This is a genomic window from Mycobacterium sp. Soil_C_30, assembly GCF_057656995.1.
On sequence record NZ_JBDGJH010000024.1, the window covers coordinates 66,381 to 79,156 of the forward strand.

Annotated in this window: 13 protein-coding genes; 4 read left to right on the forward strand and 9 right to left on the reverse strand. The window is 66.1% G+C overall.

Features of this window, described 5'->3' with window-relative positions; all coding sequences use genetic code 11:
* The first annotated feature begins 1 nt into the window (after nucleotide 1).
* Together AC3A6P_RS30580 and AC3A6P_RS30585 are read left to right on the forward strand one after the other, a co-directional pair.
* On the forward strand, nucleotides 2–439 hold the full coding sequence (locus tag AC3A6P_RS30580) for a type II toxin-antitoxin system Rv0910 family toxin (RefSeq protein WP_487696132.1): 438 nt from the start codon (nucleotides 2–4) through the stop codon (nucleotides 437–439).
* Nucleotides 436–1,602 (forward strand): class I SAM-dependent methyltransferase, encoded by a 1,167-nt coding sequence (locus tag AC3A6P_RS30585; protein ID WP_487696133.1) that lies wholly within the window; start codon nucleotides 436–438, stop codon nucleotides 1,600–1,602. Before AC3A6P_RS30580 ends, AC3A6P_RS30585 begins: the two co-directional genes overlap by 4 nt.
* On the opposite strand, the gene AC3A6P_RS30590 is transcribed toward AC3A6P_RS30585, so the two are convergent.
* The 3 genes from AC3A6P_RS30590 to AC3A6P_RS30600 form a co-directional block, all read right to left on the reverse strand.
* Nucleotides 1,596–2,153 carry a TetR/AcrR family transcriptional regulator gene (locus AC3A6P_RS30590; protein ID WP_487696134.1) on the reverse strand — a complete coding sequence of 186 codons (558 nt, stop codon included), beginning with the start codon at nucleotides 2,151–2,153 and terminating at the stop codon, nucleotides 1,596–1,598. The two genes, AC3A6P_RS30585 and AC3A6P_RS30590, sit on opposite strands and share 7 nt — an antisense overlap.
* 385 nt (nucleotides 2,154–2,538) lie before the next feature.
* Nucleotides 2,539–4,104, reverse strand: coding sequence for a GAF domain-containing sensor histidine kinase (locus AC3A6P_RS30595; protein WP_487696135.1), 1,566 nt, complete (start codon nucleotides 4,102–4,104; stop codon nucleotides 2,539–2,541).
* Nucleotides 4,097–4,753 carry a response regulator transcription factor gene (locus tag AC3A6P_RS30600; protein WP_487696136.1) on the reverse strand — a complete coding sequence of 219 codons (657 nt, stop codon included), beginning with the start codon at nucleotides 4,751–4,753 and terminating at the stop codon, nucleotides 4,097–4,099. The genes AC3A6P_RS30595 and AC3A6P_RS30600 overlap by 8 nt, the downstream gene beginning before the upstream one ends.
* Nucleotides 4,754–4,862: 109 nt before the next feature.
* Between AC3A6P_RS30600 and AC3A6P_RS30605 the strand changes: the two genes are divergently transcribed.
* Together AC3A6P_RS30605 and AC3A6P_RS30610 are read left to right on the forward strand one after the other, a co-directional pair.
* Nucleotides 4,863–5,639, forward strand: coding sequence for a phosphoketolase family protein (locus tag AC3A6P_RS30605; protein WP_487696137.1), 777 nt, complete (start codon nucleotides 4,863–4,865; stop codon nucleotides 5,637–5,639).
* Between the two features lie 33 nt (nucleotides 5,640–5,672).
* On the forward strand, nucleotides 5,673–6,551 hold the full coding sequence (locus tag AC3A6P_RS30610; protein WP_487696138.1) for an amidohydrolase family protein: 879 nt from the start codon (nucleotides 5,673–5,675) through the stop codon (nucleotides 6,549–6,551).
* 16 nt (nucleotides 6,552–6,567) lie between these two features.
* Here the strand turns inward: AC3A6P_RS30610 and lhgO are convergent, their stop codons facing one another.
* The 6 genes from lhgO to AC3A6P_RS30640 are packed head-to-tail and all read right to left on the reverse strand — an operon-like array spanning nucleotide 6,568 to nucleotide 12,702.
* Nucleotides 6,568–7,806, reverse strand: a complete 1,239-nt coding sequence (gene lhgO / locus AC3A6P_RS30615) for an L-2-hydroxyglutarate oxidase (RefSeq protein ID WP_487696139.1) — start codon at nucleotides 7,804–7,806, stop codon at nucleotides 6,568–6,570.
* Nucleotides 7,803–8,948: an Ldh family oxidoreductase gene (locus AC3A6P_RS30620; RefSeq protein ID WP_487696140.1), complete on the reverse strand. Its 1,146-nt coding sequence runs from the start codon at nucleotides 8,946–8,948 to the stop codon at nucleotides 7,803–7,805. The genes lhgO and AC3A6P_RS30620 overlap by 4 nt, the downstream gene beginning before the upstream one ends.
* Nucleotides 8,949–8,987: 39 nt before the next feature.
* A complete protein-coding gene (locus tag AC3A6P_RS30625; protein ID WP_487696141.1) occupies nucleotides 8,988–9,599 on the reverse strand; it encodes an RraA family protein in 612 nt (203 codons plus the stop codon).
* Nucleotides 9,600–9,624: 25 nt separating this feature from the next.
* The gene (locus AC3A6P_RS30630; protein WP_487696142.1) at nucleotides 9,625–10,626 is read right to left on the reverse strand and encodes a tripartite tricarboxylate transporter substrate binding protein; all 1,002 of its coding nucleotides are present in this window, start codon (nucleotides 10,624–10,626) and stop codon (nucleotides 9,625–9,627) included.
* 33 nt (nucleotides 10,627–10,659) lie between these two features.
* Nucleotides 10,660–12,165, reverse strand: coding sequence for a tripartite tricarboxylate transporter permease (locus AC3A6P_RS30635; protein WP_487696143.1), 1,506 nt, complete (start codon nucleotides 12,163–12,165; stop codon nucleotides 10,660–10,662).
* 3 nt (nucleotides 12,166–12,168) lie between these two features.
* On the reverse strand, nucleotides 12,169–12,702 hold the full coding sequence (locus AC3A6P_RS30640; RefSeq protein WP_487696144.1) for a tripartite tricarboxylate transporter TctB family protein: 534 nt from the start codon (nucleotides 12,700–12,702) through the stop codon (nucleotides 12,169–12,171).
* Nucleotides 12,703–12,776: the final 74 nt, after the last annotated feature.

Here is a 12,776-nt window from a genome sequence, read left to right on the forward strand (position 1 = left end):
CATGGCAAAACTGTCCGTCTCCGTCGATGTACCTCTGCCGCCGGAGCAGGCCTGGGAGTGCGCCTCGGACCTCTCGCGGTACAAGGAGTGGCTCTCGATCCACCGGGTGTGGCGTAGCCCGCTGCCCGACGTCCTGGAAAAGGGCACCGTCATCGACTCCATCGTCGAGGTGATGGGGATGATGAACCGGGTCAGCTGGACCATCGTGCATTTCAAGCCGCCCGAGGCCATGACACTCAACGGCAACGGCCGCGGGGGTGTGAAGGTCAAGTTGATGGGCAAGGTGCGGCCGGCCCCCAGCGGCTCGACCGTGCAGTTCGACGTCCATCTGGGTGGCCCGGCGTTGTTCGGGCCCATCGGCATGCTGGTGGCTGGGGCGCTCAAGAGCGATATCCAGGAGTCGCTGCAGCGGTTCAAGACGGTGTTTGCACCGGCATGACGTCAGCGGGCCGGTTGGCCGACCTGATCCGTGAGGTGACCGGCAGTGCCCTGCCGGTGCGGCTGCGGGCGTGGGACGGCACCGAGGCCGGTCCGCGTGACGCGCCGGTGCTGGTGATCCGCAATCGGCGGGCGTTGCGGCGATTGTTGTGGGCGCCAAGCGAAGTCGGTCTGGCCCGGGCTTACGTCGCTGGTGATGTCGACGTCGAGGGCGACCTCGCCGATGCCCTACGTCGGGCCTGGCAGGCGGCCCGCGCCAGGCCGTCGTCCCGCGGTCGGGTGTCCAGGCTGAAGGTGGCCACGGCCGCTGCGCGGCTGGGTGCGCTCGGGCCCCCGCCCACACCGCCGCTGACGAAGGGGCCGGCCGACCTGCCCGTGGATTTCTACGCGTTGCTCCTCGACGAGCACATGGCCTACTCCGCTGCCTACTTCTCGGAGTCCGGGCAGTCCCTGCACGACGCGCAGACCGCGGAACTGGACCTGGTGTGCCGCAAACTCGGCCTGCGCGAAGGAATGCGACTGCTCGACATCGGCTGCGGCTGGGGCGCGCTGATCCTGCACGCCGCCGAGCATTACGGAGTGCACGCCACCGGCATCACGGCGTCGGAGCAGCAGCGCGGGTTCATCGCGGTCCGGGCCAGCGAGCGGGGTCTCAGTGCCGCCGTCGAGGTGCGGCTGCAGGATTACCGTGAGTTCGGCGAATTGCCCGAGGCGGCAGGCGCTTTCGACGCGGTGAGCTCCATCGAGATGGGCGAGCACGTCGGTGACTCTCGGTATCCGGGGTACGCGGCCGTCATGTTCGATGCGCTGAAACCGCGGGGACGGCTTCTGCTGCAACAGAAATCGCAGGGTATCGACCCCTCGTACACCGTTGCGGACACGCACCTGCGGCCGCTGTGGCAGACGGTGCGTCACCTGCAGGAGACCGGCCTCGAGATCCGCGGGATCGAGTCGATGCGTGAGCACTACGTCCGCACCGTCGATGCCTGGATCGAGACGTTCGAAGTGCACCATGAGCAGTTCGTCGATCTGGTCGGCCCCGAGGTCACCCGGGCGTGGCGGCTCCATCTCGTCGGTGGCCGGCTGGCCTTCGAGGAGGCCCGCATGGGCGCCGATCAGGTGCTGGCCGTCAAGACCACCGCATCCGGGGCCAGCGGCTACTGATCCTCGGCGGGGCGCACCGCCGGCCAGAAGAAGTCGAACAGCCGCTTCTCCCAGTTCTTGTCGATGTTCTGGCTGCGGGCGTACTCGGCGATGTAGGCGCCGACTATCGCGTCGATCAAGGTGGCGTTGTCGACGTCGGCCCGCAACCAACCATTCGCCTTGGTGTCGTCGATCGCGGCGGCCAGTTCGGCGCGCTGGGCGCTCAAGACCTCCTGGAAGAGTGCCGTGAAATCCGGGTCGTTCTTCGTGAGCAAGGCCGCCAGGCCGCCGAAACCGATGCCGTCACGCACCATCCCGATCGCGTGGGTGATCAGCCACCGCAGCCGTTGCGCGGCGTCGGCCTGCGGGTCCGGTGGCGGCGGCGAGGCCATCTGTGTCAGAGCGCTTGCCAGCAGTGCCCGCCGGTCGCGATGACGACGGTAGATCGTCGTTTTCGCCACACCCGAATGTGCGGCCACGGCCTCGACGGTGACCGACTGCGGTCCGCCGGAGCGGAGCAGCTCGAGTGTGGACTCACGTAGCCGGTCCTCGATGCTTCGTGCCTGCGTCATGAATCTACGCTACACTGACCGTATCGATACGCTACGCGTAGCGTATTGCGAAGGAAAGGAGAAAGTCATGTCGCTGTCGAAAAGACCGGGCCCCGCGATGATCACGTACATCTCGTACGTCTTCGTGTTGTTGGCCTTCGTCTCGCTCGGCTTGTCGGTAGCCGCGCTGGCCTGGGGGAATGGTGTTCTGGCCGCTGTGTCGGGCGCATCCATCGCCGTCGCCATGGCAATCGCCGTCGCGGGCTTCCGCCTCGGCGCACGCCAACTCGAGGAGGCCAGGGAGCCGGGCAACCCCGGTGGAACCAGCATCTGGGCCAAACCCCTTGTCCGGGATCAGATCGACCGGTACCAGCTGATGTACCGCGGCGGCGACGGCGAACCGCCCTCAGGGCAGCGGTACCGTCCAGGTCACCGTCGAACCCTCGGCGCCGCTGTCGATCGACAGCCGACCACCGCATTCCTCGGCCCTGGCCGCCAGATTGGCCAGGCCGCTGCGGGTGACGTGCTCGGGAAAGCCCGAGCCGTCATCGGCGACCGCCACGGTCAGGTTGTCGTCGACGGTCACGTTCACGGTGACCGTCGACGCCCGCGCATGGCGCACCACATTGCTGATCGTCTCGCGCACAACGGCTTCGGCGTGATCGGCCAGCGCCGCGTCGACCACTGACAGCGGCCCACTGACATGCAGGGAGGCGCGCACCGGCGAATCCGCCGTCATCCGGGATACGGCCTCCTCGAGTCGCTGCCGCAGCCTGGTGACGCTGCCACCGTGCAGATCGAAGATGGCGGTGCGGATCTCCTGGACCACCTCCTGCAGGTCGTCGAGTGCCCCGGAGATACGGCGCGGTGTGTCGTCACTCTGGCCGCCGCGTGTGCCCTGCAGTGCCAGGCCGATGGCGAACAGCCGTTGGATCACGTGGTCATGCAGATCGCGGGCGATGCGATCACGGTCGGACAACACGTCGAGCTCCCGCAGCGTCGCGACGGCGCGGCTCTGCACCCCGGCCAGATGCAGAGCCAGGCCGGTCTGATCGGCGAAGGCCGCCATCATCTCCAGCTGATCGGCGCTGAAGACCTCGGTACCCACACACACCAGCACACCGATCGTCGCCTCCGGTTGCCGCAGCGGCAGGATCAGTGCCGGGCCTTCGCCGCCCAGTTCACTGAACCTCTTGGTGCGCAACGGTATCCGGTCTGTGAACGCACGTCCGACGGCGGTTCCTGCCACGGGCAGGGCCAGTCCGGTCAGTCCGCTGTCGGTGGCTGCCGTGACCATCAGCTCGCCCAGGTCGTCGGGGATCAGCAGGGCACTGTAGGTGCTGCCGGTCAAACCCGACGCCTGCGCCACGATCTGGCGGTGCACGGCGGCCGCGTCATCACCGGCCAGCAGGTTGGTGCTGATATCGCGGGTGGCCTCGATCCAGATCTGGCGACTGCGTGCGGCGTGATACAGCCGGGCGTTCTCGATCGCGATCCCCGCGGCGCCGGCCAGGGCCAGCACCAGCACTTCGTCGTCAGCCGAAAACACTTGACCAGAGAGCTTTTCGGTGAGATAGAGGTTGCCGAACACCTGGTCCCGGATCCTGATCGGAACTCCGAGGAAGGTCCGCATCGGCGGGTGGTTCGGCGGGAACCCCACCGACACCGGGTGTTCGGAGAGGTTCTCGATGCGTACCGGTTCCGGTGTCTGGAACAACAGGCCCAGAACTCCGTGCCCGGCCGGCAGCGGACCGATCAGATCCCTTGTGACGTCATCGATGCCCTCGTAGACGAACCGCTCGAGGGTGCGCGGGCCGGGTTCGGTGGCGATCACGCCGAGCGCTCCGTAGCGGGCATCCACCAGTCGCATCGCCGTGTGCACGATCGTCGTGAGGGTCTGCTCCAGATCCAGACCCGCGGTGACGGCCAGCATGGCCTCGATGAGGCCACTGCGAATGTCGGTATCAGCCATCGTTTTTCTGCCGGATCTCGGCAGCCAGCAGGGCGGCCTGGGTGCGCCGGTGCATCCCGAGCTTGGCCAGGAGCCGGGAGACGTAGTTCTTGACGGTCTTCTCCGCCAGGAACATCCGCTCGCCGATCTCGCGGTTGGTCAGCCCTTCGCCCAGCAGTTCCAGCAGTGTCCGTTCGGTGGCGGACAGGTCACGTAACCGGTCGTCCTGCGGTGCGGCTCCCTCTTCGGCGGCGCTACGCAACTTGGACATCAACGCAGCGGCAGCCCGATTGTCCAACAACGACTTTCCCGCGCCGACCTCTTTGATGGCGGCGGCCAGTTCCATACCGCGGATGTCTTTGACCACGTAGCCGCTGGCGCCGGCGAGGATGGCGTCGAGCATCGATTGCTCGTCGGTGAACGATGTCAGGATCAGGCAGCGCAGCTCATCGTGTGCAGCCAGCAGATCCCGGCACAGGTCGATACCGTTGCCGTCGGGCAACCGGACGTCCAGAACCGCGACATCGGGCCGGGCGGCCGGGATCCGGGCCATCGCCTCGGCCACCGACCCGGCTTCCCCCACGACGGTGAGATCCGGGTCCCCGCTGAGGAGGTCGACGAGCCCGCGGCGCACCACTTCATGGTCGTCGACGAGGAAGACGGAGATCACGAATCCACAGTAGTGCCGCCCGGTACCCGGAACGTAGGGACTTAAGTCCCCGTGCCGATGCCATGCGCTCTCTGGTGACACCCACCCTGACCAGGGCAGTGTCGACGCCATGACCACGCTCGATCGGGTGGACGCGTGGTGGCGGGCCGCCAATCACGTCGCCTCGGCCCTGCCCGGCGGCAACCGTCCCGGCGTGGCGGCGGTGACCCTGACCTACGCACACCTGAATCGGATGATCGTGCGCCGTCAGCAGCGGATCCGGTTCGTCCTGGGAGTTCGGGACGGGATGGCCGCGCTGGACGCGGTGGCCAGGATGGAAGGCACCCGCGCCGGCGGCAGGCCTACCGGCGGTTTCGCCGCGCACGGCGGCGGCCGGTCCTACGCACTGGCCTACGCGGTGGGTATGGCCCTCGACGAACCGGGACTGACGGTCGCCGCCCTGGTGGACGAGGACGAGGCGGTGACCGCCTGGCAGGCCCGCTCCCTGCACGACCCGCTGACCGACGGCGCGGTGCTGCCCATCCTGTACCAGCCGTCCATGGATCGTGACGGGGTGCGCGAGGTGTTCCGGGCCCGTGGCTGGGAGCCCATCGAGATCGGATGGGGCGCAGTCCCCTCGGATGCCACTGACACCAGCGAGTTGCACCGCTGCTTCGCCGCCGCCCTCTATGTGGCGCTCGACGAGATCACCGCGCTGACCGAGGCTGCCGGCTCACCCCATCCGCAGCGCGAGGCCCGCTGGCCGATGCTGGTGCTGCGCACCCCGACTGACTGGCCTGCGGCCGATGTCATTCCGGTGGACTGGTTCGACGAACAGGGACAGCTGATCCCCGAGATCGCCCAGGCCGCGCCGACGGGTGAGCTGCGAATGAGCGCCGATTGGTGACGCGCCGGACCCCGCTCTGACTAAGCTCGCGCGGTGACGTATTCCTGCGCAGTGGATTTCGCCAGCGTCGACGCCGTCGACATTCACACGCACGTCGAGGTGGACTGTCACGGGCACGCTGCCTACGACGATGAACTGGTGGACGCCACCCGGACCTACTTCAAGATGGGCGAGGGCCCGGTGGCGACGGTCGACGAGCTGGCCCAGCAGTACCGCGATCACCACGCCGCTGCGGTGGTGTTCACCATCGACGCCGAAACAGCCACCGGGCACCGGCCCAATTCCATCGAGGACCTGGTGGCCGGCGCCGCCCGCCACAACGACGTACTGATCCCGTTCGGCAGCGTCGACCCCTGGAATCCGGGCGCGGTACAGCGCGTCGGCGAACTGTTGCAGCTGGGAGTGCGCGGTTTCAAGTTCCACCCTAGCGTGCAGGGCTTCGAGCCCAATTACCGGCGGTTCTACGGGATCTACGAAGCCATCGCCGACGCGCGCGTGCCGGCGCTGTTCCATACCGGGCAGACCGGTCTGGGGTCTGGGCTGCCCGGGGGCCACGGCATCAAGCTGCGGTACTCGGATCCGATGCTGCTCGACGACGTCGCCGCGGACTTCCCCGACCTGACGATCGTGATGGCGCACCCGGCGGTGCCGTGGGTGGACGCCCAGATCGCGATCGCCGCGCACAAGGCCAACGTGTTCCTGGACCTGTCGGGCTATTCGCCGAAGTACTTCCCGCCGCAGCTGGTCAAGGCGATGAGCCGGCAACTACGGACCAAGGTGTTGTTCGGTACCGATTTTCCGTACATCACGCTGCAGCGCTGGCGCCGTGACTTCGAGGCACTCGGCCTCGATCCGGCGGTCGCCGCGCTGGTCTACAAGGAGAACGCGCTGCGGGTGCTCGGCGTGCGATGAGTTTCAACGCCCCCCATCATCGACCGGCCAGATCTGCCGCATGGGAGCCTTCGGAAGGCTGCGCGAACAGTTGGCGCGCAAGGGTGTCGCCGATGGGCAGGGCAGAGGTGGCAGCCGGAGATGGTGCGTTGAGCACGTGAATGCTCCGGGGGGTCTTCTCCAGGAGGAAATCGTGCACCAACGTCCCGTCTCCGCGGACTGCCTGGGCGCGGATACCGGCTTCCCGCGGCAGGAGGTCACCGAGGGTCAGTTCAGGGCAGTACTTACGGCATTCGGTGAGGTAGCCGCGTTTGAAGAGCGAGTTCTTCATCTCGTGGATGCCGGTACGCAGGTTGGCTCGTGCGACTTTCCACATGCCGGGAAACCGGGCGTATTCGGCGACGTCGCGAAGCGAGACGCTGCCCTTGGAGTATTTCTCGCGCGCGAAGCCGAGCACCGCGTTGGGGCCGACAGTGAGCCCACCGTCGATGGTGGGGCTCAAGTGGACTCCCAGAAACGGCAATTCCGGATCTGGAATCGGATAGATCAAGTGGTTCACCAGGCCGCGCCGCGACTCGGGTAGTGCGTAGTACTCGCCGCGGAACGGGATGATCTGAACGTCGGTGTGGAGGCCCGCGAGTCGGGCGATGCGGTCGGCCTGCAGGCCGGCGCAGGCGATGAGGTGGTGTGCCTCAAAGACATCGTGACCTGTTCGCACAGTGACCTTTTCGGAATCCTCTCGGATGGAGGTGACCGTCTCGCCGGTTCGTACGGCGCCTCCGCCGGAGGTGATGAGCTCGGCCAGTGTGCGGCTCACCTGGCGGTAATCGATGATTCCGGTGGCGGCGACCTTGATGGCTCCGACCCCGCGAATGTGCGGCTCTGCTGCCCTCAGTGCGGCGGCATCGAGCAGTTCGACGTCGAGGCCGTTGGTCTGTGCGCGCTCGAACAGCGCGTGCATACGGTCGCGCTCCGCAGCGTTGGTCGCGACGAGCAGCTTCCCCGTGGTTTCGAACGGAATACCATGCTTCTTCGCAAAATCCTTGGTCTCGTCGGCTCCGCGCTTGCACAGGGTGGCCTTGAGACTGCCTGGCTCGTAGTAGATTCCGGAGTGGATGACTCCGCTGTTGTGGCCGGTTTGATGTTGTGCCACACGTGATTCCTTCTCCAGGACCGTGACGGCTGTGCCGGGGCGCAACTGCTGGATCTTCCAGGCGGTGGCCAAACCGACGATGCCCCCGCCGACGATCAGCACATCGGTCCGGTGTGGCGTCATGAAACGTTCTCCTGGTTGTTGGCGGTGTCGTTGTTGGCGGCATCGACCAAGGTGAACGGCACCCCGTGCCTGCCGCACAGGTTCCTGATCTCGTCGGCGAGGTCCCCGGGCACCGGGATCCCGTGAACCCGCCGGTGGCGTCGGGACATCTCCTCACACTGGCCTGGAATCAGGACCGGGCGGGAAGGGTCGATGGGCGGAGTCGCGTGCAGAACCTCGATCATCGCGTCGATGTCGGTGACAAACCCGCCGTCCTTCCGGAACGCACCGGGATCGAGGGCAAGGAAGAAATGGCCGATGTCATCAGTGGCACCACTGGCGCGCAGCGGAGAGAACGCGGCTCCGCACAGCGTGGCGGCGAGCACCTGGACCATGATGGCCAGACCGTAGCCTTTGTGGTTGGCCATGTCTTCGGTGCCACCGAGTGCGGAAAGCCCACCGAGTGCATCTGACTGGATCAAGGCATGGGCATCGCCGGAATCCACGATGGAGTTACCACTGCCGTCGAGCACCCACCCCGGTGCCAGCGGTTTCTTGCGTAGGCCGTACGCACGGACCTTGTTGCTGGCAACGGTGGAGGTGGAGATGTCCATCACCAGGGGCCATCCGAGGCCGGTAGGTGCGCCGAAGGCCAGAGGATTCGTGCCCATGCGTGGGGCCGCGGCCCGGGCGGGCAGCACGGACACCACGCGTGTGGTGGTGGCGGCAAGGCACACCAGTCCGCGGGCCGCCGAACGGGCCACATAGTGGCCGACCGCGCCGAAGTGATGTGAATTGCGCACGGTCACAACGCCGGTACCGGTTTTCTCGGCCATGGTGGAGGCGAGGTCCACCGCGCGCGTGGCCGCGATGTGGCCCAGTCCGCCGTGCCCGTCCAGAGCAGCATGCGACGGGCCTTCGCTGACGATCTCCGGAACGGCGGCGATGTTGAGGTCCCCGGCGTTGAGCAGTCGCTCGTATGCCGGCAGCATCGCCAGGCCGTGCGAATCGATCCCGGCGAGATCGGTGTCGGTCATCACATGCGCGGCGGTGGACGCCGACTCCGGTGAAAGTCCCCAAGTGGTGAACACCGTCCGGATCAGGTGCTCCAGCGCGGCGGCAGATGTCACGATCACTCGTGGGTCGTCTGGACTTGCGTCCACAGCTCACTCCTCCTTGAAACTCAGCTTGGCGGTGACCACTCAGCTTCGCGCCACCGCGGGAATTCCGCTCTCGTATGTGACTCGGCGTTCGGCCTCGTCACGCTGCACTGCTTCGGCGGCGTCGGTCACCTCTTCGGCCATACCCCGCGGGACGACGGCCACACCGTCGCTGTCACCGATGATGAGGTCGCCCGGAAGAACAGCCACGCCGGCGCAAGCGATCGGCACCTGCAGCCGGCCGGGCCCGTTCTTGTACGGTCCGGCGGGAGTGATGGCGCGGGCGAACACCGGCATCTCGTAGCCCTGCAATCCGCCGGCATCACGCACCGCGCCGTCGATGACGAACCCGGCGATGCCTTTTGCGGCAGCGCGGGCGCCGATGAGTTCTCCGATCAAAGCGCGGCTGAGATCACCGTGACCGTTGACGACGATGACGTCACCCGGGTTGCATTCGTCGATTGCCTTGTGAATGAACAGGTTGTCACCGGAGCGGGTCCATACCGTGAAGGCCGGACCGGCGACGCGGGCGCCGGGCCAGACAGCCTGGACCGACGAGTCGAGTAAGCCCAGGCGCTGCATTCCGTCACCGATGTTGGCGGCAGGGATGCGGCGGAGGCGTTCGATCAGTGTGGTGGGTGCGGCGTCGTTCATGAGATCTCCTTCGTGTGGCGGTGGCTCAGTCGTGGATGAGGTCGACCATGTTGGTGAACACATCGGTCTGTTCTTTCCAGAACTCGGTGTAGTCCGCTGCATTCATGTAATTGGGCTCCAGCCCGAGATCCTTCATCTGATCTTGGAACTCTTTGCGCTCCATCACCTTTCCGATGGCCTCGGACATGCGATCGACGATCGGCTGGGGCGTGCCCGCAGGAAAGGCGTACCCACGCGAGGATCCGAGGACGACGTCGAAGCCATTCTCGACAGTGCTCTCCGCGTCCGGGGCGAAGGGGCTGCGCTCTTCGGACATGACGGCCAGGAAGCGGGCGCCACCGCTGTCGACGGTCGATTGGGCGTCGCCGATATTGCTCAGCAGGATGTCGACGTTGCCACCGAGAAACGCGGTGGCACTGGCCGCCGCACCATCAGAGAAGTGAACCGGACGGATGTCGGTTCCGGCAGCCTGGTTGAACAGCGTGAGCGCGAAATGTTCTGTGGTGCCGATGCCGGTGGTGGTTGCGGTCAGTTGACCGGGGGCGGCTTTCGCGGCGGAGACCAGGTCATCGAGTGTTTTCCACGGACTGTCCGGTGCCACGGCGATGGCGATGGGATCGAACACCTGCATGGCGCTGGGTGCAAAAGAGTCGACGGTGTATTCGGCTCCGCGGGACTTGTCGAGAGCGGAGACCAGGATGCCGGGGATTGTGGTCAGGCCCACGGTGGAGCCGTCGGGGCGCGAGTTCGCCAGTGCGGTGTACCCGATCTGACCTCCGGCGCCGGGCTTGTTCTCGACGACCACCGGTTGGCCCAACTCGTCTTCGAGCTGTTCGGCGAGCAAGCGGGCGCCGATGTCCGAGCCGCCGCCGGGATCGAACGCGACGATCATGGTGACCGGTCCCTCCGGATAGCCGCCACCTTCGGCGCTTTCAGCTGGCTTGCTGCGCATGCCGGCACAACCTGCGGTCAACACGATGGTGGCGAGCACCGCCCCCAGAAGGGCGAGGATACGACGGATCTTCAACAGGACTCCTTGGTGGTGGTTATCGGCATTTCTCTAGCTTTCGATGTCCGCCGGCAGTGGTGCCTTGCGCTTGAACCTGCTGCCCAGCGCGGAGGCCGCCACGATGAGCGCGGCCACTACCAGAAGGGTGAGCGCCAGGGGCCGGGTGATGAACACTGACGGATCCCCGTTGGATATCTGAAGGCTCTGTCGCAGAGCCGATTCCAGCAACGGGCCGAGGACGAGTGTCAGCACCAGCGGTGCCAGCGGCAGGCCGCAGCGGCGGAAGAGCAGGCCCACGATGCCGAACGCGATCATGATGTAGAGGTCGTTGACGCTGCGATTGACGGCGAAGGCGCCGACGATGATGAACACGAGGATCAAGGACCGCAGCACTGGGTAGGGGATGGCGAGCAGGCGGGTCCACAGCCCGACCAGCGGAACGTTGAGCACCACCAGAATGACGTTGCCGATCAACAGGCTGGCGATGACCGTCCACACCAGAACCGGTTCGGACTGGAACAGTGCCGGTCCCGGAGTCAGGCCGTTGAGCAGGAAGGCCCCCATCAGCACCGCGATCGCCGGTGAGGCTGGAATACCGAGGGTGAAGAGCGGGATGAACGCGGAGTTGGCGTGGGCGTTGTTGGCGGTTTCCGGTGCGGCGACGCCCTCGACCGCGCCGGTGCCCAGTTCGTTGCGATGGCGCCCGACCTTGCGTTCGGTGCTGTAGGCCAGCAGAGACGAGATGGTGCTGGTGACACCCGGTATGACGCCGATGATGCCGCCGATGATGGTGCCGCGTCCGATTGCTGGTGCGGCCCGGCGGATTTCGGTGCGTGTCGGCAACAGGTCGCGCAGCCGCGGGATGGGTGGTCTGGCCACACTGGTCGCCGAGACGTGCAGCAGCTCACCGAGTCCGAAGAGGCCCACCAGGACCGGCACGATGCTGATGCCGTCCAGGAGATGGGGAAAACCGAAGGTGAACCGGGGCAGGCCCTGAATCGGGTCGATGCCCACCATTGCGATCAGCATTCCGATGGCTGCTGAGATCAGGCCTGCGGCAACGGATTTACCGACAAGACCGACCAGCAGTGCGACACCGACGATCACCAGGGCGAAGAACTCCGGTGGACCGACCATCAAACCGAGCTTGGACAGCGGTTGGGCCGCGATGATCAAGCCGATTGTCGCAACGGTGCCGCCGATGAATGAACCGAATCCGGCGATGGTCAGTGCGGCGCCTGCTCGGCCGCGCAGCGTCATCTGATAGCCGTCGATGCAGGTGATGGCGGTTTCGCCTTCCCCGGGAATATTGAGGAGGACGCTGGTTATGGTGCCGCCGTACGAGGTGCCGTAGAAGATGGCGGCGAGCATGATGATGGCCGAAGCGGGCTCCATGCCGAAAGTGATCGGCAACAGGATTGCGATACCTGCGGTGGAACCGATGCCGGGCAGGAGGCCGAGGGCGGTGCCAATGATGCAGCCGATGAGGGCGAAGAGCAGGTTCTGCGGGGTGGCGGCAGCGGCCAGGCCCTCACCGAGGTAACCGAGAATCTCCATAGATCACAGCCCCAGATTCGCCAGAAGCGGGATGGCCGACGTCGGAAGTGGCACGGCCAGCACCAGATCGAACAGGGCGAACACACCGAAGCTCCCGATCAGCATCAGCGGAATGGTGACCGACCAACGCTGGCGGCCGAGTATGCGCAGGTGGAAGAACAAGAAGGCCATGACAGCGATCTGAAACCCCAACGGCTCCAAGGCAAGCGCGACGATGACCAGGCTGGCGGCGATCGCGGCGATACTGCGAGACGAATTGGTGTCCTCGCCGGTATCGGCCACTTCGGTGCTCGGCGGCACGTCGGCGGTGTTGCCGCGCCACTGGTTGATGCCCCATGCGACGGACGCCCCGGCGAGGATGACCGCCAGGCAAAGCGGGAAGAACCCGGGGCCGGGTCCCAGTGATGTCCAGTAGCCCAAGGAAGTGGTGCCGATACCGGCGGCGATGGCGAGCGCCAGCAGTCCGGCGGCGACACCCACGCCGAGCCAAGACCTTTCGGCGCCCGGCTGCTCGCCGGTGAGTTTGATGGTCGTCACGGGCAACCTCGTAGTTCTCATTGTGTGATAGTTATTATCGACCTATGATGCATTGGGAAGTGACGTAGGTCAAG

What these genes read in the sequence shown, in the direction of transcription:
- AC3A6P_RS30580 (WP_487696132.1), top strand. Translation starts at nt 2, where the DNA reads ATGGCAAAACTGTCCGTCTCCGTCGATGTACCTCTGCCGCCGGAGCAG.
- AC3A6P_RS30585 (WP_487696133.1), top strand. Translation starts at nt 436, where the DNA reads ATGACGTCAGCGGGCCGGTTGGCCGACCTGATCCGTGAGGTGACCGGC.
- AC3A6P_RS30590 (WP_487696134.1), bottom strand. Translation starts at nt 2,153, where the DNA reads ATGACGCAGGCACGAAGCATCGAGGACCGGCTACGTGAGTCCACACTC.
- AC3A6P_RS30595 (WP_487696135.1), bottom strand. Translation starts at nt 4,104, where the DNA reads ATGGCTGATACCGACATTCGCAGTGGCCTCATCGAGGCCATGCTGGCC.
- AC3A6P_RS30605 (WP_487696137.1), top strand. Translation starts at nt 4,863, where the DNA reads ATGACCACGCTCGATCGGGTGGACGCGTGGTGGCGGGCCGCCAATCAC.
- lhgO (WP_487696139.1), bottom strand. Translation starts at nt 7,806, where the DNA reads ATGACGCCACACCGGACCGATGTGCTGATCGTCGGCGGGGGCATCGTC.
- AC3A6P_RS30625 (WP_487696141.1), bottom strand. Translation starts at nt 9,599, where the DNA reads ATGAACGACGCCGCACCCACCACACTGATCGAACGCCTCCGCCGCATC.
- AC3A6P_RS30635 (WP_487696143.1), bottom strand. Translation starts at nt 12,165, where the DNA reads ATGGAGATTCTCGGTTACCTCGGTGAGGGCCTGGCCGCTGCCGCCACC.